At 64.6% G+C, this 26503-nt stretch carries 24 protein-coding genes and 1 pseudogene; 17 read left to right on the top strand and 8 right to left on the bottom strand.

Annotation, left to right across the window (positions count from 1 at the left end; all coding sequences use genetic code 11):
• Positions 1–119: 119 nt before the first annotated feature.
• The 3 genes from BMY12_RS01770 to BMY12_RS20150 form a co-directional block, all read right to left on the bottom strand.
• Positions 120–2657, bottom strand: a complete 2538-nt coding sequence (locus BMY12_RS01770; RefSeq protein WP_218140027.1) for a cation-translocating P-type ATPase — start codon at positions 2655–2657, stop codon at positions 120–122.
• A gap of 424 nt (positions 2658–3081) precedes the next feature.
• Positions 3082–3525: a PRC-barrel domain-containing protein gene (locus BMY12_RS01765; RefSeq protein WP_218140026.1), complete on the bottom strand. Its 444-nt coding sequence runs from the start codon at positions 3523–3525 to the stop codon at positions 3082–3084.
• A gap of 100 nt (positions 3526–3625) precedes the next feature.
• Complete coding sequence (locus tag BMY12_RS20150; protein ID WP_177188791.1) at positions 3626–3871, bottom strand: hypothetical protein; 246 nt, start codon at positions 3869–3871, stop codon at positions 3626–3628.
• A gap of 265 nt (positions 3872–4136) precedes the next feature.
• Here BMY12_RS20150 and BMY12_RS20145 point away from each other — a divergent pair, with 265 nt between their 5' ends.
• From BMY12_RS20145 to BMY12_RS01685, 16 genes and pseudogenes are all read left to right on the top strand, one after another.
• Complete coding sequence (locus BMY12_RS20145; protein ID WP_177188790.1) at positions 4137–4526, top strand: DUF4142 domain-containing protein; 390 nt, start codon at positions 4137–4139, stop codon at positions 4524–4526.
• Between the two features lie 93 nt (positions 4527–4619).
• Positions 4620–4952, top strand: a pseudogene (locus BMY12_RS01755) (integrase core domain-containing protein); the annotation flags it as partial.
• Between the two features lie 7 nt (positions 4953–4959).
• Positions 4960–5988: a TonB-dependent receptor plug domain-containing protein gene (locus tag BMY12_RS20565; protein WP_093281137.1), complete on the top strand. Its 1029-nt coding sequence runs from the start codon at positions 4960–4962 to the stop codon at positions 5986–5988.
• A 338-nt stretch (positions 5989–6326) separates the two neighbouring features.
• The gene (locus BMY12_RS01745) at positions 6327–7298 is read left to right on the top strand and encodes a WD40/YVTN/BNR-like repeat-containing protein (protein WP_143068805.1); all 972 of its coding nucleotides are present in this window, start codon (positions 6327–6329) and stop codon (positions 7296–7298) included.
• Positions 7295–9727: an efflux RND transporter permease subunit gene (locus BMY12_RS01740; protein WP_093281132.1), complete on the top strand. Its 2433-nt coding sequence runs from the start codon at positions 7295–7297 to the stop codon at positions 9725–9727. Before BMY12_RS01745 ends, BMY12_RS01740 begins: the two co-directional genes overlap by 4 nt.
• A gap of 64 nt (positions 9728–9791) precedes the next feature.
• Complete coding sequence (locus tag BMY12_RS01735; protein WP_093281129.1) at positions 9792–11831, top strand: DUF1302 family protein; 2040 nt, start codon at positions 9792–9794, stop codon at positions 11829–11831.
• A gap of 37 nt (positions 11832–11868) precedes the next feature.
• A complete protein-coding gene (locus BMY12_RS01730; protein ID WP_093281127.1) occupies positions 11869–13182 on the top strand; it encodes a DUF1329 domain-containing protein in 1314 nt (437 codons plus the stop codon).
• Positions 13182–14174, top strand: a complete 993-nt coding sequence (locus BMY12_RS01725; RefSeq protein WP_093281124.1) for a dihydrodipicolinate synthase family protein — start codon at positions 13182–13184, stop codon at positions 14172–14174. Before BMY12_RS01730 ends, BMY12_RS01725 begins: the two co-directional genes overlap by 1 nt.
• A 1-nt stretch (position 14175) precedes the next feature.
• Positions 14176–14436 (top strand): hypothetical protein, encoded by a 261-nt coding sequence (locus tag BMY12_RS01720; RefSeq protein WP_093281122.1) that lies wholly within the window; start codon positions 14176–14178, stop codon positions 14434–14436.
• A 24-nt stretch (positions 14437–14460) separates the two neighbouring features.
• The gene (locus tag BMY12_RS01715) at positions 14461–15288 is read left to right on the top strand and encodes a DODA-type extradiol aromatic ring-opening family dioxygenase (RefSeq protein ID WP_093281119.1); all 828 of its coding nucleotides are present in this window, start codon (positions 14461–14463) and stop codon (positions 15286–15288) included.
• A 7-nt stretch (positions 15289–15295) separates the two neighbouring features.
• Positions 15296–15919: a 2-hydroxychromene-2-carboxylate isomerase gene (locus BMY12_RS01710; RefSeq protein ID WP_093281117.1), complete on the top strand. Its 624-nt coding sequence runs from the start codon at positions 15296–15298 to the stop codon at positions 15917–15919.
• A complete protein-coding gene (locus BMY12_RS01705) occupies positions 15916–17277 on the top strand; it encodes an aromatic ring-hydroxylating oxygenase subunit alpha (protein ID WP_093281114.1) in 1362 nt (453 codons plus the stop codon). Before BMY12_RS01710 ends, BMY12_RS01705 begins: the two co-directional genes overlap by 4 nt.
• A 16-nt stretch (positions 17278–17293) precedes the next feature.
• Positions 17294–17872, top strand: coding sequence for an aromatic-ring-hydroxylating dioxygenase subunit beta (locus BMY12_RS01700; protein WP_093281112.1), 579 nt, complete (start codon positions 17294–17296; stop codon positions 17870–17872).
• A gap of 30 nt (positions 17873–17902) precedes the next feature.
• Complete coding sequence (gene hcaB, locus BMY12_RS01695; RefSeq protein ID WP_093281109.1) at positions 17903–18718, top strand: 3-(cis-5,6-dihydroxycyclohexa-1,3-dien-1-yl)propanoate dehydrogenase; 816 nt, start codon at positions 17903–17905, stop codon at positions 18716–18718.
• A gap of 26 nt (positions 18719–18744) precedes the next feature.
• The gene (gene gstA / locus BMY12_RS01690) at positions 18745–19362 is read left to right on the top strand and encodes a glutathione transferase GstA (protein ID WP_040453673.1); all 618 of its coding nucleotides are present in this window, start codon (positions 18745–18747) and stop codon (positions 19360–19362) included.
• A gap of 78 nt (positions 19363–19440) precedes the next feature.
• Positions 19441–20244, top strand: a complete 804-nt coding sequence (locus BMY12_RS01685) for a fumarylacetoacetate hydrolase family protein (RefSeq protein WP_007184419.1) — start codon at positions 19441–19443, stop codon at positions 20242–20244.
• Positions 20245–20304: 60 nt separating this feature from the next.
• Here the strand turns inward: BMY12_RS01685 and BMY12_RS01680 are convergent, their stop codons facing one another.
• From BMY12_RS01680 to BMY12_RS01670, 3 genes are all read right to left on the bottom strand, one after another.
• Complete coding sequence (locus BMY12_RS01680; RefSeq protein WP_093281107.1) at positions 20305–21327, bottom strand: 2Fe-2S iron-sulfur cluster-binding protein; 1023 nt, start codon at positions 21325–21327, stop codon at positions 20305–20307.
• Between the two features lie 71 nt (positions 21328–21398).
• Positions 21399–22925: an aldehyde dehydrogenase family protein gene (locus BMY12_RS01675; protein WP_093281104.1), complete on the bottom strand. Its 1527-nt coding sequence runs from the start codon at positions 22923–22925 to the stop codon at positions 21399–21401.
• A gap of 34 nt (positions 22926–22959) precedes the next feature.
• Complete coding sequence (locus BMY12_RS01670; protein ID WP_093281653.1) at positions 22960–23280, bottom strand: non-heme iron oxygenase ferredoxin subunit; 321 nt, start codon at positions 23278–23280, stop codon at positions 22960–22962.
• A 152-nt stretch (positions 23281–23432) separates the two neighbouring features.
• Here BMY12_RS01670 and BMY12_RS01665 point away from each other — a divergent pair, with 152 nt between their 5' ends.
• On the top strand, positions 23433–24338 hold the full coding sequence (locus tag BMY12_RS01665) for a LysR family transcriptional regulator (RefSeq protein WP_093281102.1): 906 nt from the start codon (positions 23433–23435) through the stop codon (positions 24336–24338).
• Here BMY12_RS01665 and BMY12_RS01660 read toward each other — a convergent pair.
• Together BMY12_RS01660 and BMY12_RS01655 are read right to left on the bottom strand one after the other, a co-directional pair.
• The gene (locus BMY12_RS01660) at positions 24328–25257 is read right to left on the bottom strand and encodes a hydroxymethylglutaryl-CoA lyase (RefSeq protein ID WP_093281099.1); all 930 of its coding nucleotides are present in this window, start codon (positions 25255–25257) and stop codon (positions 24328–24330) included. The genes BMY12_RS01665 and BMY12_RS01660 overlap by 11 nt on opposite strands.
• Before the next feature lie 8 nt (positions 25258–25265).
• Positions 25266–26474, bottom strand: coding sequence for a CaiB/BaiF CoA transferase family protein (locus BMY12_RS01655; protein WP_093281097.1), 1209 nt, complete (start codon positions 26472–26474; stop codon positions 25266–25268).
• Between the last annotated feature and the right edge of the window lie 29 nt (positions 26475–26503).

The following is a 26503-nucleotide window of genomic DNA, read 5'->3' as shown; positions in this document are numbered from 1 at the left end:
CGTGAATGATCTTGCGGGATGTTCATCGGCACGACCTCCGCTTGCGAGGAATGTTTTTCACCTGCGGGTCTGCAGCTTTCATGCCCGTACCCCGCAAGGCTGGCGGGCGGGCGTTCGCTTCAGGACACAGCGAACCAGCGTCTCTTGAGGGCTTCGAGTCCAAACAGGCTGAGTGCACCCGCCAGCGCGCAGATCGACAGATCGTCCAGATGCAAGGGGCCGAAATGGAACAAGGCCATCGCCGGTGGCCAGCAGAGCGCGATGGCCAGCAGTGCGCTGACGCTGCCCAGCAGCCACCACAGCCAGGGATTGGGCTGGCGCAGTGCATCGAGCAGCGAAGCCGAGAACGAGCGATTCACCAGAATCAGGCCCATATTGACCAGCACCAGGGCGCTGAACACCAGTGCCCGCAACTCGTCTTCAGGCATTCTGGCTTGCGCAGCGATCAGCAGGGTGCCGGCGACGATGGCCAGCGCCACCACGCCCTGCACCACGGCCCAGGCGATGCGTCGCGGCAGCAGCAGCGGCGCGGCGGGATCACGCGGCGGTCGTTGCATGACATCCGCTTCGTCGCTCTCGGCCTCGAACACGACGGAGCAGGCCGGGTCGATGACCATTTCCAGAAAGGCGATGAGAATCGGTGTGAAGATCAGCGGCAGGCCGAGCAGCATGGGCAGGATGGCGAGACCGGCAATCGGAATGTGCACGGCAACGATGTACTCGATGGCCTTGCGCAGATTGTCGTAGATACGCCGGCCCAGGCGGATGGTCTTCACGATGGAACCGAAATCATCGTCGAGCAATACGATGTCGGAAGCCTCGCGCGCCACGTCCGTGCCGCGACCGCCCATGGCGATACCGATGTGCGCGGCCTTGATGGCGGGCGCATCGTTCACGCCATCCCCCGTCATTGCCACCACCTCGCCATTGGCCTTGAGCGATTGCACGATGCGCAGCTTCTGGGTGGGACGGATCCGTGCGAAGACCGAGGTGCCGCGCACGCTTCGCGCCAGCTGCGCATCGCTCATTGCTTCCATCTGCGCGCCGCTGAGCACTTGCGCGGTGTCGATGCCGGCCTGGGCGGCGATGGCCACCGCGGTTTCAGGATAGTCGCCGGTGATCATGACGACGCGAATGCCGGCGCTGCGGCACTCGGCGACCGCGGCGGGGACGTTGCCGCGCAGTGGATCGGCAAAACCGATCAGACCGACATACTCGAAGCTCAGCTCCGCTAGCGACTCGGGGGGTGGCTGAGCCTTTGCGAGCCGCGCGCGCGCCACGGCCAGCACACGCACACCTTCGCGGGCCCGGGCATCGGCCTGGGCGCGAATCGCTGTCAGGCGTTCCTCCGGCAGCGCGCAGAGCCCGGCGATGGCTTCCAGGGCGCCCTTGGCGCTGGCGCCAGGCGAGCCTTCGTCGTCGAGAACATTGGCCACCGCGAACAGGTCCGGGCGCAGGCCGTAGGCGCGCAGGATGCGCTGCGCCATGAAGCGCTCGGTGCCGGCGGGGTCGAGGCGCTGCATCTGCGCATGAATGGCGATGTCCATGGGATCACTCGGCAGTTGCGGGCAGGCCCGCAGTGCGGTGTGGAGGACACTGGCTTGCGCGGCGGACATCGCCGTCGCGGCGGCGAGCGACTGCCAGCTGTCGTGCTCGGACTGGACGCCGGCGACGGACATGCGGTTTTCGGTCAGCGTGCCGGTCTTGTCGGTGCACAGGACGGTGGTGGCGCCCAGCGTTTCGATGGCAGTCGCGCGGCGCGTCAGCACGCGCGCACGGGAGATGCGCCAGGCGCCCATGGCCATGAACACCGCCAGCACCAGCGGGAACTCCTCCGGCAGCAGCGACATGCCGATGGCGATGCCGGCCAGCAGCGCCTCCAGCCAGGAGCCGCGCAGCAGCGCATAGAGCAGCACGACCGTGGCGCCGGCCAGTGCGCCGATGATGGCGAAGTCGCGCACCAGCCATTTGAGCTGCTTTTGCAGCTGCGGCTGCTCGGTGACGATGCCTTCCAGCGCGTGGCCCAGCTTGCCCATCTCGCTGTCGGCGCCGGTGGCCACCACGCGCGCCTGCCCGGAACCGCGTACCAGCAGGGTTCCTGCAAACAGCAAACCGGAATTGCCGTCATCGGCGGACAGGGTGTCGCTCGCGGCACGCTTGGTCACCGGCACCGATTCGCCCGTGAGCAGCGATTCGTCGACCAGAACATCCTGTACCGCGATCAGCTTTGCGTCGGCGGCGATGCGCTCGCCTTCCGCGACCAGCAGCAGATCACCCGGCACCACCTCGCGGCCCGCGATCTGCACCGGCTGACCGTCGCGGATCACGCGTGCCCGTGGGCTCGCCAGCTTGCGCAGCGCCTCCAGAACCTTTTCGCTGCGCAGTTCCTGAACCACGCCGATGCTCACTGACAGACCGGCAAAGGCGAGCAGCAAGGCAGCCTCCACGCGGTCGCCCAGCAGCAAATAGACCGTGCCACCTCCCAGCAGCAGCAGGAACATCGGCTGGCGAAACAGCTCGCGCAGAATCCGCCACAGACTGCGCCGATCCGGCGATGGCAGCTCGTTGTATCCGTAACGGCGCAGCCGTTGCGCCGCCTCTGTGGCATCGAGTCCCGCCGGGCGCGGATCGCGGCAGCCCCCAGTCTCCTCCTTCACCTTTACGCTCCTCGGCTCGCCAGGGGTCAAGGCGGCACCCGACACAGTCGTCGAAGCGACGGATGGCGTGTCTTCGAGTTGTGTTCCAGCCGGATGCCGGCCGGTGTGCGCGCATGGCAAACCTAGCAGCTGTGGCGTGCAAAGTCCTGGCCGGCAGGACAGCCGTGGCAAGGCGCCGCGGGCGCGGTGTGAAAGGCAGGATGAGAAGCGGAGCAGTCGCCGGTGCGTGTTCCGAGGCCGGTGGCGGGCAAACCGCGTGCAGCGGCCTTCCTCGTCCCCCGCGACAACTGGCGGCCAAAGGATGGCCGTAACGGCACTCATGCCAGTCATCGCGAGGGCGGAGGCGCGCTTACGCCTTCATCATGGATCTGGTGCGGCGCATGCCCATGGCGCTGTTCCCGGCGTGTGGCGCGGCGGTGCCAGATCAGTTCCAGTACGGCGCGGCGCCATAGTACTCGTAGATGTCCATGGCCCAGCGCGCGTCGGCCATCGCGGGCCAATGATCCTTGTCGAAACCCGGCGCCTGTTCGAGCCGCTCCTTGCTGATGTCGAGAATGAAGCAACGCCGCTCGGCATCCAGCGTCAGCGAGCTCCAGGGAATCGCGAACAATTTGTCGCCCATGCCCAGGATGCCGCCGCGCGACAGCACCGCGTAGGCGACACGTCCGCTCGGGACGTCCAGCATGATGTCGCGGATCTTGCCCAGATCCTCGCCAGCCGAATTCATCACGCGGTCGCCCTCCAGCGTGTCCGCCGCCATCACCGCCGGACCCGGGCCCGAAACCTTGTGGTTGCCACCGACGATCTGGGTGCGGTCACTGTTGCTGCCCGGCTTTGCGCCGGCATTGCTGCTCTGCATGCTTGCCATGTCTGGAATCTCCATCGGGAAGTTGGGGAGTGAGGCGCGGCCTGCGTCGCGCCACTGCCGGGGGCAAGCGCCATGCCCATGGCTGCGCCGCGCAGCGCCATCACCTGCGTTCGCCGGGCTTTCGGGAAGGCTTGCCGCCGGGCACGGCCTGACGTGCTGAGTGCGCGGGTGGATCGCTGGCGGGAAAGGAGTCGTAAGAAGCCTGATCCACTTCGTCATCCGGCGCGATGCCCTGCGGCTTTTCCGGTTCGATGCGCTGTTTCTCGCGCGCCACCGCTTGTGACTTGCCGTCGCGCGAAGGAGGGGTCCGCCGTTGCGATGTCCTCATCTGCGTTCTCCGTTTCATCGAGGGCGTTTCACTCTGGGCCCAGGCCCCTGACAGCGGCGTGAATGCGCCGGCAATGCCAGGCCATGAAATCCGCACGATCCAGAAAACATTCGCGCGAACAGCCCGAGCCTGCACGGCTCAGCGAGGCGCCGCGCGGGCCGCTGCCGGCGCAACCGTCGCCTGGGCCTGCGGCCTGCGGATCAGACGGCGACGTCTTGAGCCCGGGCATTGCGCTTGCTGCGCGCTGCGGGCGCAAGCACGCGCTTTCCCACTGGAGAACCCCATGACCCGAAGCAAGAACCGGCTGCCGATCTTTTTGTCACTGGCCATGCTCGGCGTGATTCTGTCGCCGCTGGTTCCGACCAGCTATGGCGCCGGCATGCCGCCCGGTCAGGACGACATGAAGTTTGCGCAGGAGGCGGCGATGGCTGGCATGACCGAGGTGGCGGCGGGCCGGCTGGCGCTCAGCCTGTCGCACGATTCCGAAATTCAGCAGTTCGGGCAAACCATCGTCACCGACCACAGCGAAGCCAATACCAAGCTTGCGCGCATTGCCCAGACCAAGAATCTCAGTCTGCCCACGGCGCTGGACGATCATCACCAGGACATGATCGACACGCTCAAGTCGAGCAGGAAATTCGATGAGGACTTCAGCGAGATGATGAAGGGCTGATCGATAAGTAGGCGGAATTTGTTGCGGTCTCCCCAGTTAGAGCGCCTCGCGACAGGCCACAATCAACCCCAAGCAGACGTCGAGCGTGCGTCTTTACCCGAACACATCCGCTCGGATAACGGCCCGGAGATGACCTCGAAGCTGATCCGTGCGTGGTTGCCCAAGGTTGGTGCCAACACCTTGTACATCGAGCCAGGTAGCCCCTGGGAGAACGGCTACTGCGAATCCTTCAACGGCAAGCTGCGCGATGAACTGCTCAACGGCGAGATCTTCTACAGCCTCAAGGAAGCTCGCGTCGTGATCGAGCAATGGCGGCGCCACTACAACACGAAGCGACCGCACAGCAGCTTGGGATATCGGCCGCCTGCACCACAGGCCTGGAGCGCACTACCTGCAATCTACGAACAACCCACCGCAATGCAGTAATCTCTCAATGCAACTGGATCGAAAGATCGGTCAGGTCACTGCTCTGTGGCTGTCCCTGACACTGATGCCTGTACTCGCTCAGACTCAGCCAGAACCACCATCCGGAGACGCCGTCGGAGCGCAGGCGCCTCATCAGCAAGAAGCCGACAGCGCAGCCAACGGGGTACCGGATGCGGCGCAACCGACTGTGGCGACGATCCCAGTCGAGCCGATGCGCACGACCGAACTGCCCCCCACGGCGGAGCGGCATGCCACGCAGCTTGAATCCATCACCGTCACCGCGACCAAGCGCGAAGCCTCGGTTCGCTCTTTGGCGTCCAGCGTGTCCGCACTGTCCGGTCAGAATATGGAGAAGTCCGGCCTGCGCGACGTCGACGACATCGTCGCTCAAGTTCCTGGCGTGAATATCTGGGATCTTCAGAACGGCACGACTCCTAAACGCATCACAGTTCGCGGGATTTCGTCCGAGCTGGGTACTGCGGCGACGACGGGCGTATTCCTCGATGAAACCCCGTTCAACGATCCTGTTGCACCGCTGTCCGTGCTGGACATGAATCCTTTCGATCTCTACTCCGTAGAGGTGCTCAAGGGGCCTGTCGGCACACTGTTCGGTGGTTCAGGCTTGAATGGAGCCATCCGCTATATCCCCGAGCCGCCCGCGTTCGGCGAATGGCAGGCCAAATTCTTCGGCGAAGTGGGCTCAATCCATCAAGGCGGCGTCTCGCAGACGTACGGCGGCGCGGTGATGCAAGCCGACTGGGTGATCGTCGTGGGTCCGGGCGCGGGCGACGCCGGTGGCCGGCTGGTGGCGAGCGGCACGCCGCATCAAGTCTCAGGAAACGGGCAGTCGAACCGCTCCATTTCTCGCGCAAGAGCTGCAGGGCCATCCCCGCAATATAGCGCCGGTGAAATGACGGGCCTTTGTTACTTCCGCAGGTCGGAACCCTTGCGAAGCCGCGACGCCTTGGCAGGGCTCAAGCACAGAAGCGACAAAGACCATGCGGTAATGATGCTTGCTGTCGCAGCGAGCAGCTGAACACGCGACTGCCCGCTCGGAGGCCGCCGGGGCATCCAGTAGGTTCCCGCAAAGCAGGCCCGGGATAGAGCGCCACTCCGCCCCGGCAAATTGCACGCTCATCTGCGTTACGTTGCAGATCGAGGTTGCTCCCCGCTGGTGCCAAGAGCGAGCGGCCGCGCGGCGATTTCCGCTACCAAAATCCGCTTTTTCTGCAGGAAACGCGGTTCCCTTTTTGTCGACCGAGGGCAGATTATTCATCCTAGTGATGGCGATCATTCCCGCAATCGGGTTCACTTATATCGCTGCTTCACTGATTCTCCCTCCGCAGTTTATTACTACTCGGAGGAGACTCGGCGATGAGCCGTCGCGCGCCACTGGCGCTACATCTTGGATTGCCATGCGCGATTCTGGCCATTGTTGCTGGAGGCGCCGCATTTTCGCCGGTCGTTCATGGCGCCGCGCACGTCGCTGACGACCTGCAGAAGATTGCATCGAATGGCCAGGCGATCGTCGTCGTCGGCAACGACGTGCTGTCGCGATCGACCGATTCCGGCAAGACCTGGGAATCGCAAAAGCTGGAGAGCCGGGCGGCACTGATCGACGTCGCGGCCTGCGCCGACAAGAGCTTTGTCGCCCTCGACTTCAATCGCCGCGTCTGGACCGGGAATGCACAAGGCACCGAGTGGCGCCCTGCCGCGGGCTCGATGCCGGAGGACTTCACGCCCATGGCACTGGCGTGTGCGCCGGACGGCGGATTCTGGGTGGTCAGCACCTATTCCACGGTGCTCAACAGCAGCGACCGCGGCGCGAGCTGGCAGAAGACCGAGTTCGGCGAGGACGCCATCCTCACCGCCATCCGTTTTCTCGACGCCAGGCATGCGGTGGTCGCGGGTGAGTTCGGCATCGTTGCGCGCAGCAGCGACGGCGGCGCGAGCTGGCAAAGGCTGCCGCCCATCCCGGACAATTTCTACGCTTTCGATGTCTGGTTCACCGATGCCAATACCGGCTGGCTGACGGGTCGCGGCGGGATCATCCTCGGCACCCGCGATGGTGGCCAGAGCTGGACGCCGGAGACCAATGCCGCCGCCGTGCCGATGTACGGCTTTGTGCCGGGCGCCGGTGGCCGTCTGTTCGCTGTCGGCGAACTCGGTTTGATCCAGCAGCGCGGATCCGATGGCAAATGGCGGGTTTTGCCGAGCGCTACCTCCGGCAGCGGTTACCTCCGTGGCGGCGTCGCCCTCCCGGGCCGCTCGTCCCTGATCGTGGTCGGCGGTTCCGGCGCCAGCACGCCGGCGATGGTGAATATCGAATCGGAGGGCATCCATTGATTCGCCAAAGGATAGTCGCCGCGCTGCAGCGGGGCGAAGAGTGGATTTTTGCCAGCCCGCGCTTTGTGCTCGCGCTGATTCTCGGCCTGTCGGCGTTCTTCGCCAGCCAGATCCCCGGCATGAAAATGGCGTCGGATTTCGAGGACCTCCTGCCGCAGGGACATCCCTATATCCAGTTGCACAACGAAGTACGCGGAATTTTCGGTGGCGCCAACGTCATCACGGTTGCGGTGGAGGTCGAGCAGGGCTCGATCTTCAGCAACGAAACACTCACCGCGATCGAACGGATCACCCAGGGTATCGACGTGCTGCCCGGGGTCAATCACAACCTCGTGGCCAGCATCACCCATCGCACGACGCGCCGGGTCTACATCAACGAAGCCGGCACGATCCGCTCCGATCCCTACTACGACCCGAATGCCGGGGCGCTGACGCCGGCGCAACTGAAGACCTTGCAGTTGCAGGTGCAGGCGGATCCACGCATCAGCGGGCGCCTGGTGTCGGCCGATGGCAAGGTGGCGATCATCCGGGCACAGATGAACAGTTCGACCTCCGACGAACTGCTCGAAGCCTTCGCCGGGCTGCAGAAGATCCGCGAGGCGGAAGCACGCGACGGCCTGCGGATCTACGCCGTCGGTAATCCGGTGCTGACCGGCTGGGTATACACGTATCTGCCGCAGATCTTCGAGATCCTGCTGTACACCGCGGCGCTGATCATCCTGTTGCTCGCAGGGTACTTCCGCCGCCTCTACGGCATCGTGCTGCCCTTGATGGGCATTCTGCTGTCCTCGGCATGGGGCCTGGGCTTCATGAACCTGATCGGCATTCATCTCGATCCGCTGTCGATGCCGATCCCGTTCCTGATTGCCGCTCGTGCGACCTCGCACGGGGTGCAGTTGGTCGAGCGCTATTACTACGAACTGGCGCGCACCCAGAGCGGCCGCCAGGCTGCCCGCAACGCGCTGGACGCGCTGTTCCGTCCCGGCTCCCTGGCGATCATCGTCGACGCCATCGGTATCGCTGCGGTGGCGATTGGTGCAGCGCCATTCAACAAGCATCTCGGCGCTTTTGCCGGCTTCTGGGCGTTCTCGGTGATCTTCACCGTGCACTTCATGGTGCCGCTGGCGCTGACGGTGCTACCGCAGCCGCGGCGCACCGAGAACAACCGCGACCAGACGTCGGCGACGCTGCACCGACTCGTCGAGCCGGTCTCCAATGCCGGCGTCGGCCGTGCGGTGCTACTGGGCGCCCTGGTGCTGATCGGGATGGGCGCATGGGGCGCGAGCCAGGTGCAGTTCGGCGAATCCGAGCCGGGCTCGCCCATTCTCAAGCGGGACCACGACTACAACCGCTCTGCGCACCTGATTGCGGAGCGCTTTCCCGGCAGCGAGGAGCTGTTCGTGGTGGCCCGCTCCAGCGAGCGGGAGGGCCTGCGCAGGCCCGAGGCGATGGCCGCCATGGAGCGGTTCGAGCGCTACATGCTCGCTGAGCCGGTGGTCGGGGGCGCCAAGGGCCTCCCCGACCTGGTGAAGCAGGTCAACCGCCTGACGCACGAGGGCGATCCGCGCTGGCTGCAGATTCCCGCGGATGCGCGTGGCGTCGGCAGCCTGATGTACGCCTTCGAGTATTCCAGCCCGGTGCCCGGAGCGCTGCGCGAGTACGTCAACCCCGAGGAGACGCTGGCAAACCTCACTTTCTACCTGCCGGACCTGCAGGCGAAGACGATCGAGGCGGCGGTGCAGCGCGCGAAGCAGGGTGCCGAGCTTTTCGGCAAGGGCATCGACGGATTCACGATCGAACCGGCGGCGGGTGTCGTGGGTGTCAATGCCGCCATCAACCAGGCCAATTTCCATGACAGTGTGATGGTCACGGCCTTCGTGTTGATCGCGTCGTTCCTGATGGTGGCGATCTACTACAACTCGGCGCATGCCGGCTGGCTGATGATCCTGCCGATGATCTTCGCCACGGTGCTCAGCTACGGCTACCTGGGCATCGCCAAAGTAGGCATCAACGTCAACATCATCCCGGTGGTCGCGGTGGGAATGGGCGTGGGCATCGACTATGCGATCTATGTGATGGACCGCGTTCGCGACGAGATAGAGAAGGGACGAGCGCTGCACGATGCCGTCGCCCATGCCATCAGCACCACTGGCCTTGCGGTGATGTTCACCGCAACGACCCTCGTCGCTGGTGTGGTCATGTGGGTGTTCTTCTCAGACCTGCGCTTCCAGTCCTCGGCCGCACTGCTGCTGATTGTGATGCTGGTACTCAACGCCATTGGCGCCATGGTCGTGGTGCCCGCCTGGATTCTCGCCTTCCGCCCCGGCTTCGTGACGGCCTCGTCCGCCGCGCCCGCCGGTGCAACCAAGGCGGCATCGTCCCCGGATTTCGCCACGCCCGGCTGCGGGCGCCAGGCAGCCGCCGAATAACCAGAGACCAAAAAGAGGAGTGAGTCAGATGAGGATTTCCGGAAAGGCATTGGGAAGCCTTGCGATGGGATTGTGTGCATGGGGCCTGGTCCTGCATGGCAAGACGGTACAGGCCGGGGAACTGGGCGCATGGCGCATCAATGGCTTCCTGGAGAACGATACCCGCGTCCGCAAGGATGTCGGCCTGTCGAAGGAGCGCAATACCCTGCGCCTCGAGGCAGATCGCGAGTTCGACGATCTCGGTGCCTTCACCGGCAACTCCTTGACCTTGAAGCTGCGTGGCACCTACGACGGTGTTTATGACCTCAATTCGAAGGAGTACGGCCGCGATGCCGGTGGCCCGATCTGCCTGGAGGACACCTCCGGCTTGATCCCGGCCGGCTGCGTGGCGCATGGCCGCGGCGCCTTCGGCGGCAATAACCTGCAGTACGGGGTGTTCAACGGCGTGCCGGGCGCGGGCCTCGGCCAATTCGGTTTCAACCTGGCCAACAATCCCAACGACGGCATGATCGTGCTGGGCGAGCCCCTGCACCGGCCGGGCGGCGGTGTCGCATTCGGCGTTCCGGTGCGGCCCTGCGACGTGGATTCCCGCGGCTGCCTCAGCGGCTACATGGACGGCACCGAGAACGATCTGCGCTTCCCGGAATTCGCCGACGGCGACCGCCTCGACTGGCTGCGCGAAGCCTACTTCGACAGTTCCCTGCCGTTCTCATCGCCGCTCAGCGACGAGGAGCAGGAACTGTTCTTCCGCGTCGGCAAGCAGCAGGTCATCTGGGGCCGCACCGACCTGTTTCGCGTGCTCGACGTCATCAACCCGGTCGACTACTCGCGCAACAACATCTATGACGAATTGCAGGACATTCGCATCCCGATGTGGATCGCCACGGCAGAGTACCGAATGGGCCCGGTGGGGGCCCTGCAGGATCTCAACTGGCAGGTGGTATGGAACTTCGACAAGTTCCGCCCCAACAGCCTGGGCCAATGCGGCACCGCCAACGTCATCCTGGATGCCGGCTGCTTCTTCCGCGGCATGAAGAATCTCTGGGATAACGGCGGTACGGTGTCCAACTTTGCCCTGGTGCCGCCAATCCTCGGGCAGCCGGGCATGGCGATGACTACGGACTTCGGCCCCAACCAGGTCGGCATCCGCGACGTCCAGCTGCCGAACTGGACGCTGTCGAACACCCAGATCGGTATGAAGTTCGAGGGCGTGCTGGGCGACGTCAGCTTCTCGCTCAACGGCCTGCTGTACCGTTCGCAGCTGCCCAGCCTGCATGGCGGCTCCAAGGGGCCGCCAGCGATCAGTCCCTTCGCCAACCTGCTGCTGCCGGTAGACCTGCAATTGCCGGAACTGCTGCCGGGGGTGGGCCAGTACAACACCGAGCCGCGCCAGGTGCCGTACCTGATCGCCTTCGATATCGCTTTTCCGCGCGTCAAGCTGCTGGGGGGGTCCCTGGACTTCACGATCGCGCCGATCAAGACGGTGGCGCGCATCGAGGCGGCGATGACCTGGGGCGAGGAGTTTCCCAACACCCTGCGGCCGAGCCTGTATAGCGAGTCGCGCGTTGCGCGCTACGTCGTCGGCCTGGATCGCCTGACCTTCATTCCCTTCCTGAACGCCGACCGCACCTTCCTGTTCTCGCTGCAGATTTTCGGCCAGCACCTGCTCGACCACGAGCTGGAGCAGGGTCTTCTGGGGCAGGTGGGCATGCCGGACTGGAAGGACAACTGGATCGGCACGTTGTACGTGCAGACCTGGTATCTGCAGGACCGCCTGCAGCCGAAATTCGTGATGGCGCGCGACTGGAAGGCCGGTGCCTACGCGATGCAGCCTTCGGTGGACTACCTGCTATCGCAGAACTTCAAGCTGTCGATCGGTGCCAACGTCAAGTTCGGCGACGGCGCGCAGAAGTTCAACGACTGCCGCGACTGCAACCCCTATCCGCCGTTTACCGCCTATGCCTCATCCGGCGGCCCCTTGCTGGAGGCTGGCCCCATCGGTCTCACCGGCTACGAGCCGCTGGGCCGATTCCGCCAGGGCCCCCTGGGCTCATCGGACAAGGAAGACGAGGTCTTTATCAATTTGAGCTACCAGTTCTTCTGATCCGGCCCCACGCACAAACCCCCGAGAGGAATCCAAGATGAAGAGAATCACCCGATCCGTATTGGCGATGTTCGTCGGCACGCTGTTCACCGCTCCGGCGCTGGCGCAGAGCGCTGACAACGTCATCAACCAGGCTTTCTACCCCTACAAAGCCGGCGCGCCGACGGCGGCCGGCGTTAATGTCGGTGTCGTGATCGACAAGAACAACGCCGACCAGTTCAAGGCGGTGCTGGACCCGGTCACCTACGACCTGCTGAAGAAAGGTGAGCAGCCGGCTATCAAGGTTGGCCCTACCGATTCCTTCGAGGTGCATCCGAAGTACGTGGAGGCGACACGGCAGAACATCGGCAAGGTCAAGATCGTCGGTGGCAACCTCGAAGGCTACAGCGCCGGCCGACCGTTTCCGGAGCAGCCGTCGAGCAGCGATCCCGACGCCGGCCGCAAGCTGGCGTTCAATTTCCGTCACACCTTCTCGGCTGGCGACAACGTCCAGATCAAGCCGTTCTACTGGAAGTACCGCAACGCCGCCACCGGAAAGGTGGATCGCACGGTCGAATTCCAGTTCAACTTCCTGAACTTCAAGCACCGTGTCGCCGAGGAGCCGATCCCGGCGGTTTCGCCCAATCCCAACGACTACTTCCGCGGCATCTACGGCAAGGCGTTCAGCCCGCAGGACGTGCAGGACACGCAGCTGATGATTCTGAACTTCGACCAGGACCAGAAGGCCAGCGACGGCTACCTGTATCTGGGCTTCCAGCGCCGCGTGCGTCGCCTGGAGACCAGCCAGACCACGGATGCCTTCCTCGGTTCCGACCTGATGATCCAGGACTTCGAGGGTTACTTCGGGCGCGTGGCCGAGATGAACTGGACGTTCAAGGGAACCAAGACCCTGCTGATGCCGCTGTACCGCCATAACGAGCAGAAGCTTTCGGATGAGTACAAGCAGCCGGACGGCTACAAGTTCGTTGCAATGACCGGCAAGGGCGAGTGCTTCCCCGATGTGACCTGGCAGCTGCGGCAGGTGCACGAGCTGGAGATGACACCGGTCGACAAATCCTCGCCGGTTGGCCGCCGCGTGATGTACCTCGACTCCCAGACTTTCGTCGCGCCGCGCACGCTGATCTATGACCGTGCCGGCAAGCTGTGGAAGTCCTGGACCATCGGCCACACCTCGACCGAGCATCACCTGCCGAGCAACAAGGGCAAGTTCGCGGCGATCTACGACAGCTTCGGCATGTTCGACGTGCAGAACCAGCGCTGCACCACCGGGCAGTTCCGCACCGAGATCGACGGCAGCAAGAGCCCGGTGCGCATGTTCAACCCGCAGTTCATGCGCAGCGGCGGTGCCTGATGAACAGGCGGCTGCTCACTGTGGATGAGGTTCGTGGGTGTTGGGCGATCATGCCCACACCCGCGACCCCCGATGCCGGCGATTGGCGCGTCCAGGACAGCGTTGACCTCGACGAAACCGCTCAAACGGCGGAGAAACTGATCGCCGCTGGGGTCGACGCGATCGTGACCCTGGGCTCCCTGGGCGAGTGCGCGACGCTGACCTGGGAGGAGAAGCGCGCCTACCTGGGCACGCTGGTCGAGACCGTGCGCGGCCGCGTGCCGCTATTCGGCGGCACCAGCAGCCTGGGCACGCGCGAAACCATCCGACAGACGCGCGAGGCGCGTGCCATCGGCATTGACGGCGTCATGCTTGGGCCGCCCATGTGGTGCGCGCCCGACGTGCCGACCGCGGTGCAGTTCTACCGCGACGTCGCCGAGGCATGCCCGGATACGGCGATCTGCATCTACGCCAACCCAGAGGCCTTCAAGTTCGATTTCCCGCGGCCGTTCTGGGCGCAGGTCGCGGAAATCCCGCAGGTCATCACGGCGAAGTACCTGGGTATCGGCGCACTGATGGCGGATCTGAATCTGACCAAGGGACGCATCCGCTTCCTGCCGATTGACGCCGACTACTACGCCGCCGCACGTATTGCGCCGGAGTTCTGCACCGCTTTCTGGACCAGCGGCGCCGTCTGCGGCCCGGCGCCGGTGCTGCGGCTGCGCGACGAAGTGGAACGGGCGAAGAAATGCGGTGACTGGGCTCAGGCCCAGGCACTGACCGGCGCCATCAGCCGAACTTACCAAACACTGTTCCCGCAAGGCTCGTTCAAGGAGTTCTCGCTCTACAACATTGGTCTGGAGAAGGCGCGCATGGACGCCGCCGGCTGGATGCGAGCGGGCCCGGCCCGGCCGCCGTACACGCTGGTGCCGGAGGCTTATCTCGAAGGTGCCCGCGAGTCCGGCCGGCGTTGGGCACAGCTGCACCGGGAATACGACAAGCAGGGAGGGTGACATGAGTACCAATGCACTTGAAAAGGCCTTGTGGCAGATCGGAACCAACCCGGTGGAGACGGAGCGCTACCGCGCCTGCCCGCAGACCTACGCAGCGGAGTTCCGGCTGGACGAAGCGGAGCGGGCCATCCTGGCCGAGCTGGATGTCGGCGCCATGGCGCGGCGCGAAACCAGCACGCTGCTGCTGATGATGGCTTTCCTGGCCGTGCGCGGGCCTGGATCGATGGGCGAGTACATGCAGAGCATGAACCGTCCGGCCTGAGGCCGACCTACGAAGGAGATAGAAATGGCAGAAATAGTGGGCGGCTTCCTGATGCCGCATGACCCCTTGATCCCGAGCATTACCGATGCGGCGGAACCGGCGCAGCGCGACCGCGTGCTCGGTGCCTTCGAGAAGGTCGCGCGCCGGGTCGATGAACTGGACGCCGATACGGCGATCATCATCGGCGACGATCACTACGCGTTGTTTGGACCGCACTGCATCCCGCGCTGCCTGATCGGCATCGGCGACGTCGAGGGGCCGGCCGAGAACTGGCTGGGCTTCGAGACTGGCGTGATCGAGAACAACGAGCCGCTGGCCAAGCACATCCTGTTCAGTGGCTATGACGATGGTATCGACTGGTCCTTTGCCAAGGCCCTGACAGTGGACCACGGGGTCGCAGTGCCGCATCACTACTGTGTCAAGTCCAATGTTGGGCTGCGCACCATTCCCGTGTATCTCAACTGCGGGGTGATGCCGGTGGTGCAGGGGCGTCGGGCCCAGCAGATTGGACAGAGTATCCGCCGCGCTATCGGCAGCTGGGGTGGCAAGGAGCGTGTGGTGGTGTTCGGAACCGGCGGCATCAGCCATTGGGTCGGCAGTTCGGAAATGGGCCGAGTCAACGAGAGCTTCGACCGCCGCATCCTGGCGCTTGCGGACGCCGGTGACGTCGAGGGTCTGATCGCGCTATCCGACGAGGAGATCCTGCGCGAGGGCGGCAATGGCGCTCTGGAGATACGCAACTGGATCTGCGCCATGGCGGCTCTCGGAGAATCCAGGGCCGAACTGATGCTCTACGAGCCGGTGCCGCAATGGATCACCGGCATCGGATTCGCCGAGCTGAAGGCGGCCTGAGCGCCCCGTGTCCGGCGACCTGCAGTTCTTCCTGGACTTCATGAGTCCCTTCGCCTACCTGGCGCACCAGCGGCTGCCGTCGCTTGCGCGCCGCTATGGGCGCGGCATCACCTACTGCCCGATCGACCTGCCGGCAGCCAAGCGTGCTGCCGGCAACAGCGGCCCACCCAACGTGAAGATCCCGGTGAAGCTGCGTTACCTGATGACCGACATGGATCGCTGGGCGCGACGCTATGGCGTGCCGCTGAAGTTCCCCGCGTCGCTGGACTCGGGGCTGATGAACAAGGGTCTGTACTACGCCATCGACCGAGCCCAGGCGGAATCCTATGCAGGCGTCGCTTGGCGCCGCTGTTGGGGCGAGGGCAGCGATATGGGTGACCCCGCGCTTCTGCAGGAGGTTGCGGAAGAGCTCGGCTGGGACGCGGGCGAGTTCCTCGGGTTTCTCCATTCGGAGGACGCCGAGGCGCGGTACGACGCCGGCAACCGGCGCGCCCAGGAACTGGGTGTTTTTGGGGTGCCGACGATACGGATCGGCGATCAGATGTGGTGGGGCAACGACCGCCTGGACTTCCTCGAGGAGTACCTCGCGCAGCCCGATTTGAAGTTTGCGATTCAGGAGAAAGTACTATGAGTTCCATCAATACCTTGATCGATGTGCGGAACGGCCTGCAGAGCGCGCGCATCTATCATGACCGTGATATCTACGAGCAGGAGATGGCGCAGATCTTCGCGCGCTGCTGGCTGTTCCTCACGCATGAGAGCGCGATCCCGAATCCGGGTGACTTCGTTACCGCGCGCATGGGCCAGGACGAGGTCATCGTCGTGCGACAGAAGGACCGGAGCCTCAAGGCCTTCCTCAACGTGTGCCGTCACCGCGGAGCGCGCTTGTGTCCGGTCGAAGCCGGAAATTCGCGGGGCTTCGTCTGCAACTACCACGGCTGGTCCTATGGCTCGGATGGTTCGTTGCAGTCCGTGCCGTTCGAGAAGGAGCTGTACAAGGGTCGACTGGACAAGGCCACGCATGGCCTGCGCGAAGTAGCCAAAGTGAAGAGTTATCACGGTTTTGTTTATGGCTGCTTTGATGCCGCCGCCCCGAGCCTGGAGGACTACCTGGGCGAGGCGCGCTGGTACCTGGATATCTGGATGGAAGCCAGCGGCGGCGTCGAGTTGATCGGACCGCCCGGGCGCTCTATGGTGCATTGCAACTGGAAGGCGCCGAGCGAGAACTTCGTTGGCGATGCCTATCACGTCGGCTGGACCCATGCTGCCGCGCTGAAAGCCGGTGGCGGCATGCTGGCGCCGATGGCCGGCAATGCGGGCCTGCCGCCGGAGGGCGCCGGCCTGCAGGTGGCGACGCGCTACGGCCACGGTTTGGGCATCCTCTACGACGTCGCCCCCGGCTCCCACGACGGCAAGCTGGCCGCCGACCTGCTCGCCTGGCAGGCCCGCAAGCGCCCCGGGATCGAGAAAGCGGTGGGCGCCCTGCGTGCGCGCTACTACGGTTCGCACATCAATGGCTCGGTGTTTCCCAACAATACCTACCTCTGGGGATCCAACCTGTTCAAGGTCTGGCAGCCGCACGGGCCCGATCGCACCGAGTGCTTCACCTGGGCGATCGTGGAAAAGGACATGCCCGCGGAGCTCAAGCAGCGCATCGCCAACTCCATGCACCGCACCTTCGGCGTGGCGGGCTACTGGGAAGCGGACGACAACGACAACATGGAATCGGAAAGCCAGCTGTCACGTGGCTATGTCACGCGCCAGGGCTTCATGAACGCGCAAATGGGCATCGGCGGCGACCGCGAGGACCCGGAACTGCCGGGCGTGGTCGGCGAGTCGGCCATCGGCGAGACCTCCTACCGCGGCTACTTCCGCTTCTACCAGGAAGTGATGGGTGCGAAGAGCTGGCAGGACATGGATCCCAACGACTCGCAGTGGAAGCGCCAGCTGATCGAGGCAGGTGCCGAGCCGACCGCTGCCGCGGCCTGAACCCCGGAGACCCAACATGACAAACGCAAACGATGCAGCGGTAGCGGTGAAGCCGGACCCGGCCGGATCCGTGCCGCCGGAACAGTACGCTCCGGACGCGATCTGGCGCGAGGCCGAGCGGCTGTTGTACCGCGAGGCCCGGCTGCTCGACACCGAGCGACTGTCCGACTGGCTGGAGCAGATCGTGGATCCGACGGTCCGCTACATGGTGGTGAGCAGGGAACTGCGCTTCCGCAAGGAAAAGCGCTATGGACAGCCAGCGGAAGTCTTCATGTACGACGACGACTATGACTTCCTCAAGGCGCGTGTCGAACAGTTCCACAGCGGCATGCAATGGCGCGTCGATCCGCCGGAGCGCTACCGGCGCCTGGTGACAAACATCGAGGTGTTCGAGACCGGCAAGGCCGGCGAGATCGCGGCGCGCAGCAATTGCCTGGCGGTCCGCACGCGCCGCGCCTACGAGATCGACCAGTTCGTGTACTGCCGGGAGGACGTCCTGCGGCGCTGCCCCTTCGGCACGCTGCGGCTGGTGCAGCGACGTATCGACTTCGACGAGCGCTCGGTGGCTGGCCGCAATCTGGTGATGATCCTTTGACAGACGAGAAACAACATGGCGGAGCGAAGCATGGGATGGCTTGAAGGCAATGTGGCAATCGTCACCGGCGGCGGTTCCGGGCTTGGCAGGGCGCTGGTCGAGCGCTTCATCAAGGAAGGCGCAAGGGTGGGCGTACTGGAGCGCAGCGCCGAGCGCGGCGAGGAACTGCGGCGCGATTTCGGCGATCAGGTCGAGGTCGTGATGGGCGATGTCACGACCTGGGAGGACAATGCCCGGGTGGTGGAAAGGACCGCCGCGCGCTTCGGCCGGCTGGACACCTTTATCGCCAACGCGGGCATCTTTGATTTCTTCCAGGCGCTGCCGCAGCTGGAGCCCGAGAAGATCTCCGCGGCCTTCGATGAATTGTTCGCGGTCAACGTCAAGGGCGGCCTCCTCGGGGCCAGGGCAGCGCTGCCGGAGTTGCTGAAGAGCCAGGGCAGCATCATCTTCACGATCTCCAATTCCGGCTTCTATGCCGGCGGAGGCGGCCCGATCTATACCGCCTCCAAGCATGCGCTGGTCGGCCTGGTGAAGCAGCTGGCGCATGAGCTGGCACCAAAGGTGCGCGTCAACGGCGTCGCCCCCGGTGGCCTGCGCACCAACCTCAGCGGCCTGGCCGCGACCGGGACCGCGCAGCAGGCACTGAATCAGATCGATGACTTCGACCAGATGATCGTCGGCATCACGCCATTGCGCATGGCGCCGACGACGGCACAGACCTGCGGACCCTACGTCCTTTTGGCCTCGCGCGAAAACGCGGCGCCCATCACCGGCGTCGTCATCAACAGCGATGGCGGCTTCGGCGTGCGCGGCATCATGAAAGTCTGCGGCGGCGAGAACCTGTAACTCCATTACATAGGGGAAAACCCATGCTGAAGCTGTACTACAGTCCCGGCGCCTGCTCGCTGGCGGCACACATCGCCTTGTGCGAGTCAGGCCTGTCCTTCGAGCTGGAGAAGGTCGACTTGGCCAGCCGCCGGACCGCCTCCGGCGGCGACTATCTCTCGATCAATTCCAAGGGCTATGTGCCGGCGCTGCAGTTTGCCGACGGCTCGGTATTGACTGAGGGGCCGGCGATCCTGCAGTACGTCGCGGACCAGAATCCGGGGCTGCGACTGGCGCCGCCAGTCGGCAGCCGAGAGCGCTACCAGCTACAGGCCTGGCTGAACTTCTTCTCCTCCGAACTGCACAAGCAGTACAGCCCGCTGTTCAACCCGGCTTGCACCGCCGAGCAGCGCCAGACTGCGATAGCCGCGCTGGAGCGGCGCTATATCTGGCTGGCCAACGAGCTGCGCGACCGCACCTATCTGGTCGGCGATTGCTTCACGATAGCCGACGCTTACCTGTTCACGGTCAATGGCTGGGGCGCTTTCATCGGTTTCGATCTTGGCCGCTGGCCGGTGATCGGGGCATACCAGCAGCGCATCGCCGCCCGCCAGGCGGTGCAGGCCGCGTTACGCGCGGAGGGCTTGCTGAAGGATATGACCTGAAGCGCGGGGCATGACATGAAAATCTGTCGATTCAACGGCAACCGCCTCGGAGTTCTGGTAGGAGACGGCGTTCTGGACGTGACGCCGGCGCTGGCCGCGATCCCCCTGCAGCATTGGCCGTTGGCACAGGGCGATCCCCTGATCCTGCATTTCGACACTGTACTGGAGCGAGTGCGGGAGCTGCTGCCCGAGGCACCGCGCCTGGCGCTGGATCGCCTGGCGCTGGATTCACCGGTGGCCAATCCCGGCAAGATCGTCAATGCGCCGATCAACTACCGGGCACACATCGACGAGACCAGCCAGGACGCAGCCATTGCGCATGGGCGCGACATGACCCGGAGCATCTGGGACTGGGGCCTGTTCCTGAAGGCCAGCAGCGCGCTGATCGGTCCCTCCGAACAGATTCGCCTGCGCTTTCCCGATCGCCGAAATGACCACGAAGTGGAACTGGCGGTGGTCATCGGTCGGCGCTGCCACCAAGTGTCCCGCGAGGAGGCCTTGAACTACGTCGCCGGCTACGCCATCGGCCTGGACATCACGATCCGCGGCCCCGAGTTGCAGAGTTTTCGCAAGTCGCCGGACACCTATGCGGTATGCGGGCCCTGGCTGGCGACGCGGGACGAGATTCCGGATCCCGGCGTATTGGATCTGCGCCTCTGGGTCAACAACGAACTGCGGCAGTCGGCCAATACCCGGCAGCTGATTTACGATGTGCCGCGCCTGATCGAATACGCCTCCAGCTTCTACACGCTCCATCCGGGCGATCTGATCTTCACGGGCACGCCGGAGGGGGTGGGGCCGTTGCTGCCCGGTGACCGGGTGGACGCGGAAATCGCGCAGATTGGCCGTTTCAGCATCCAGGTGGCGGACCGCTACGTCTGATCGTACAGAAGGCTCGTCTCCAATCACCGCGCCGGCATTTTGCCGGCGCGGTGTGTCCGCTTAGACGAAACGGTCGAAATGCAGCTGTGCGGTTGGCACGCGCTTTCCCAGCATCAGTAGTCGCAGCAGTGCGTCCGTCATCGGCGGCGGGCCACAGAAGTAGTAGTCGTATCTGCTGGCATCGCCTGCCGACTCCAGCCACCCCTGCAGCACCTGGTGCACGAAGCCGCGCTGGCCTTCCCAGGCCCCGGCATGCGCTGGGTCGGATATCGCGGTGACGCACTCGACTCTTCTGGCCAGCGCCTCATCGCGCGCCAGCAGGGCCGGCGCGCAGAGGTCTGCCGGCGTACGGCCGCCGTAGAACAGCAGCAGCCGCTTTGACGCCAGCTGCGGTGCCCGTGCCGCAGCGGCCAAGATCGACAGCAGTGGCGAAATGCCCGAGCCGCCGCCGACGCAGACGATGTCGCGGTCATTGTCCGTGCGCAGGTGTGCCATGCCGTAGGGGCCGTCCAGGCCGATCGTATCGCCGGGCTGCAGGCCCTCGAACAGAGCCGCGCCGCCGCGACCGGCGCCTATTTGTTTGATCACGAACTGCCAGAGGCCCTCGCCGTTCGGCAGATTCGACATGGAGTAGGCGCGGGAGCCAGCGACGCCCGGCAGGTCCAGCAAGGCGTACTGGCCGGGCAGGAAATCCGCCGGGTCCCCTGCGCGGAAGCTGAACTCGGCCATGTCGGCGGTCAGCCGCGTTCTCGACACCAGGGTCGCGCGCCGCCGCGTGGGTCGCAGCGACGGCTGGCAGTCCGGCTTGAGCCGGACGCGCAGTGTGCAGTCACCGATGGGGACCGTTTGGCAGGCCAACTGCCGCCCGCGCTCGCGGGCCCGTGGCGTGAGGCCCGGGGCCTGAGGCCACAATTCTTCGAGGTCGCCGGAAACCCTTTCGAACTGGCAGGAGCCGCAGCCACCGGAATTGCACTCGTAGGGGAAGGCGATTCCGGCACGCAGCGCGGCACGCAGCACCGTATCTCCGGCATCGCAAGGAAAGCTCTGACCGCTGGCTTCGAGGGTAATCAGGTGTCTGGCCATTGTGTTATGGAATAGAAAAGGCGGCCGGCGTCGACACTGCCGACGTGGCCGCCAAGGAGGAGCAGGGAGGCTTACTGCTGCCCGAAGACGCCGATCGGACCTTCAGCAAGGTTGACGATCACGCTCTTGGTCAGGGTGTAGTGATTCATCACCTCGGCGGCAAACTCGCGGCCGAAACCGCTCTGCTTGTAGCCGCCGACCGGCATGCCGCCAAGGAAGTTGTAGTAACGGTTGACCCAGACCGTGCCGGTTTCCAAGCCCCGCGCGATGCGATGGGCGCGGGAGAGGTCCCTGGTCCACAGTCCGCCACCGAGACCGTAGACCGAGTCGTTTGCCATGCGCACCACCTCTTCGTCGTCGCGAAAGCCGATGACGCAGCTGACCGGCCCGAAGATTTCTTCCTGGGCGATGCGCATGCTGTTGTCGACGTCGAAGAACACCGTCGGTTCGATGAACAGACCATCCTCGAATCCGGCCGGGGTGGCCTTGCGGCCACCGGCGGCGAGCTTGGCGCCCTCCTGCTGGCCGAGTTCGAGGTAGCCCATGATCTTGTCGTATTGCGTCCTGGAGACCTGCGGCCCGATCTGCGTCGTCGGCTCGCGCGGGTCTCCTGCCTTCACGCGCTTGAGCAGGGAGGTGAACTTGTCGAGGAAGACATCCTTGACCTTTTCGTGCACGAAGACGCGGCTGCCAGCCAGGCAAACCTCGCCCTTGTTGAGCACGGTCGACATCGCCGCGCCCTCGGCGGCGGCATCCAGGTCGGCATCCTCGCAGACGATATTGGCGGACTTGCCACCCAACTCCATGGTCTGCGGAATGATGTTGACGCTGGCGTACTGCATCAGCTTCTGTGCCGTCGGACGGGAGCCGGTGAAGGCGACCTTGCGCACCTTCGGGTGCGTCACCAGTGCCTCACCGACGCTGGGGCCATATCCGGTGACGACGTTGACCACGCCTGGCGGCAGAAGATCTGCCATCTCGCGGAAGAACTCCAGCACCGACAGGCAGACGATCTCGGAGGGCTTCAGCACCACGGTGTTGCCAGCAGCCAGCGCCGGCGCCAGCTTCGCGGCCATCATGATCAGCGGAACGTTCCAGGGAATGATCTGCGCCACCACCCCCAGCGGTTCGCGCAGCACGATACCCAGGGTATTCGGTGCGTCGATCGACTGGCCATGAAGGAACCAAGGAGCTCCGGAGAATATCTCGAACTGTTCGATCGCCATCGGCAGGTCGAAATGCATCGCTTCCATCGCGGGTTTGCCATTGTCCAGGCAATCCATCATCGCGTAGTCGGCCATTCGCGCACGCAGGCGGCGCGCCATCTCGTAGAGGATGCGCTGACGCTCGGAGCGCGGCGTCTGCGACCAGGACGGAAAGGCCTGCGCAGCGGCATCGACAGCGCGGCGCGCGTCCTCGGCGTTGCCGGACTGGATATACGACAGAATCTGACCGTTGGCGGGATTGATCATCGGGATGCGCTCGCCGCTGGCGCCCTGAACCCATGTGCCGCCTATGAAGTGGCCATACTCCTTCTGGAAGTAATTCGCTGCGTAGGCGGCATCGCCGCTGCGGTCCCGGGGTTCGCTCTTGGTCATTCGTGGTCTCCTCGTTCGGCTGGCGGCTTGTCCGTCAGTGATCCTTGATTTCGGTATAGAGATCGTCGCCCTCGACGATCACCGGGAAGGTCTGCAGCGGCACTTCGCAGGGGAACTGCGTGGCCTCGCCGGTTCTCACGTTGAAGCAGCCGCCGTGGAGGGGGCACTCGATGGTGTCGCCCTCGAAGAAGCCGTCGCTCAGCATGGCGACGTTGTGAGTGCAGACGTTGCTGGTCACGTAGATTTCGCCGCCGACGTCGAACGCGGCAATCGGCGGAAGGCCGGCGATGTCCAGGGGCAGCATGCCGGCAGCGGGGACGTCGGCCCTGCTACAAAGCCGTATTTTTCTTGTCATGGAAGTGCGCGCTCCGATTCGCGACCGTTGGTCTGTCAGCTGTTGCCAAAGGATCGTGAACGGCGGAGCATCATTCAATAGAATGAGAGTAATGGACCTCATCACTCCGCTGAATGTCGGTCCAGCGCGCGTCAGGTTCAAATGGAGTCGCCATGGATCTGAATAAAGTCGACCTGAACTTATTGCTTGTGTTCAACCAGCTGGTAATCGAGCGGCGCGTGTCGCGCGTAGCCGAAAGCCTGGGTGTCTCGCAGCCAGCGGTGAGCAATGCGCTTAACCGCCTGCGCAAGCTGCTCAACGATGACCTGTTCCTTCGTACCTCTCACGGCATGGAACCCACGCCTCGTGCGCTGCAGCTGGCCGAACCGATCGCCTACGCGATCAATACGATCAAGAGCGCGCTGAGCCAGGAGAGTGTGTTCGAACCGGCGACCAGCACGCGCAGCTTCACCATTGCGGCGACCGACATCGGCGAGATCTATTTCCTTCCGCCGCTGCTGAACCGGCTCGCGGAGATGGCGCCGGGCGTCACCCTGTCGACGATCCGCCACAACCCGGCAAACCTGAAGGACGACATGGAGAGCGGCCGCGCGGATTTTGCGATCGGCCTGCTGCCGCAGCTGCAGGGCAGCTTCTTCCGCCAGCGCCTGTTTCGTCAGCGCTTCGTCTGCGTGTTCCGCAACCAGCATCCGCTGGCCAAGCGCAAGATCGTCAGCAAGGAAGATTTCTACTCGGCGAAACACGCCGTGGTGGTGCTCCATGGCACCGGTCACGGAGAAATTGACAAGCTGATTGACGGCAAGGGCGCCGAGCGCAGGATACAGTTGTCAGTGCCGCATTTCGTTGCGATGGGCCATATCCTGCAGGAAACCGACCTGATCGCGACTCTGCCGGAGCGTCTCGCGAAACGCCTCGAAGGTCCCTTCAAGCTCACATGCGTGCCGCATCCGGTCAAACTGCCGGATCACTCCATCGACTTGTTTTGGCATGCCAAGCTGCATCGCGACCCGGCCAACCAGTGGCTGCGGCGATTGCTGTTCGAACTGTTTACCGTTTGACGATGGCCGCGGGGCGCCGTTCCAGGCGCCGCCCGGCCTTGAGGATTTGACCGGGGACTTCGTGGCCGACCAGCTTCTGCAGCCTCTCGGAAGCGGCGAGCAGGATGTCGATGTCGATGCCGCAGTCGTAGCCCTGCAACTCCAGCATGTGCGCGACGTCCTCGGTGCAGACATTTCCTGTGGCACCCGGCGCATACGGGCAGCCGCCCAATCCGCCCAGCGAAGCGTCGAAGCGCCTGACGCCTGCAGCTGCGCCGGCCAGCACGTTGGCCAGGCCCATGCCGCGGGTGTTGTGGAAATGAAGTGTCAGCGCCTCCAGCGGCCATCGTCGCGCCCAGGCGGCGCTGATCGTGGAAACCTGGGCGGGGTAGGCCATTCCGGTGGTATCGCAGAGCGCAATGCTGTCCACGCCGAGATCGAAGAACTGCCATGCCCAGTCGAGCACACGTGCCTGAGCGACCTCACCTTCGTAAGGACAGCCGAAGGCGGTTGATAGCGAGACGTTGATGGCGATGCCGGCCGTGCGTGCCAGGGCGACGACCTCGCGCAAGGCGCTGAAGGACTCTTCGCAGCTGCGTCGCAGGTTGGCACGGTTGTGACTCTCACTGACCGACATCACCAGGTTGAATTCGTCCGGCCGCAATGGCAGTGCGCGTTCGGCTCCCCGCAGGTTCGGCACCAGGACCGTGTAGATGATCTCCGGCGCGCGATGGATCGTGCCTAGCACGGCGTCCGCATCGGCCAGCGCCGGGATGGCCTGGGGCGATACGAAGGACGTGACTTCGATCTTGGCCAGGCCGCTGCGCGACAGCATGTCGATCAGCGCGATCTTGTCGGCACTGGGCACAAAGCAGGCTTCGGCCTGCAGGCCGTCGCGCGGGGCGACCTCGGTGAGGTGGATGCGGGGACGCGGATTCATTGCATGGGTCATACGATGCGCGCCCCGCGCAAGGCAGAAAGGCGCTCGCCCTCGATCCCAAGGCTGGCCAGCACGGCCTCGGTGTCCTCACCTAGCCGCGGCGCGGGGTGGCGAATTCCACCAGGACTCAGCGACAGCTGGGGGATGATGCCCGGAACTTCCAGCATGTCGCCGTCCCGCGTGGTCATGGTCTGTATCATGCCGCGTGCACGGTATTGCGGGTCCTCGGCAATGTCCCGGGCGGAGTAGACCCGGCCGCAGGGCACGCGTACGTCCTGCAGTGCCCCCAGTACCTCCTCGACGCGGCGTAGCCGGGTCCAGGCGCTGATCGCTTCGTCGAGCTGCGCGGCGCGGGCGACACGGCCTTCGTTGTCGGCTAGTGCCGTGTTCTGCGCCAGGTCGTGGCGGCCGATCGTCTCCATCAGTCGCTTGAAGATGCTGTCACCGTTGCCGGCGATCAGGACGTGGCCGTCGCTGCAGGGATAGGCGTTGCTGGGTGCGATGCCCGGCAGCGCGCTGCCCGCTGGTTCACGTATGACGCCGGCGGCGCTGTACTCCGATAGCAGGCTCTCCATGCAGTTGAACACGGCCTCGTATAGCGCCACGTCGATCACTTGGCCGGCTCCGCCGTTGACCTTGCGGTGGTACAGCGCCAGCAGAATGCCGATCGCACCGTGCAGAGCGGCCAGGGTATCGCCGATGCTGACGCCAACCCGAACCGGCAAGCGTCCGGGCTCGCCGCTGAGGTGGCGCAGGCCACCCATGGCTTCGCCGATGACGCCAAAGCCGGGACGGTCGCGGTAAGGACCGGTCTGGCCGTAACCGGAGATGCGCAGCATCACCAAGCCGGGGTTAAGCGCCGATAACTGCTTCCAGCCCAGTCCCCAGTCCTCCAGCACCCCGGGGCGGAAATTCTCGATCAGCACGTCGGCCTCTTCCGCGAGACGTCGCGCGATGTCCTGCGCCTCGGGCTGGCGCAGGTCCAGCGTCACCGAACGTTTGTTGCGCGACTGTATCTGCCACCAGACCGAGGTGCCGTTGCGAAGCAGGCGCCAGTTGCGCAGCGGATCGCCCTGTCCCGGCGGCTCGATCTTGATCACTTCGGCGCCGAAGTCGCCGAGAATCTTGCCGGCGAAGGGACCGCCTATCAGCTGGCCAAATTCGAGAACCTTGAGTCCTGTCAGAGGCGGCGGGTCGGTACGTGCATCGCTGCTCATCGTTGATCCCTGTCGGTGTCGGAGTGCGC

This window comes from Solimonas aquatica, from assembly GCF_900111015.1.
GTDB classification, from domain to species: Bacteria; Pseudomonadota; Gammaproteobacteria; order Nevskiales; family Nevskiaceae; genus Solimonas; species Solimonas aquatica.
This window is presented reverse-complemented; position numbering and strand designations above follow the sequence as displayed.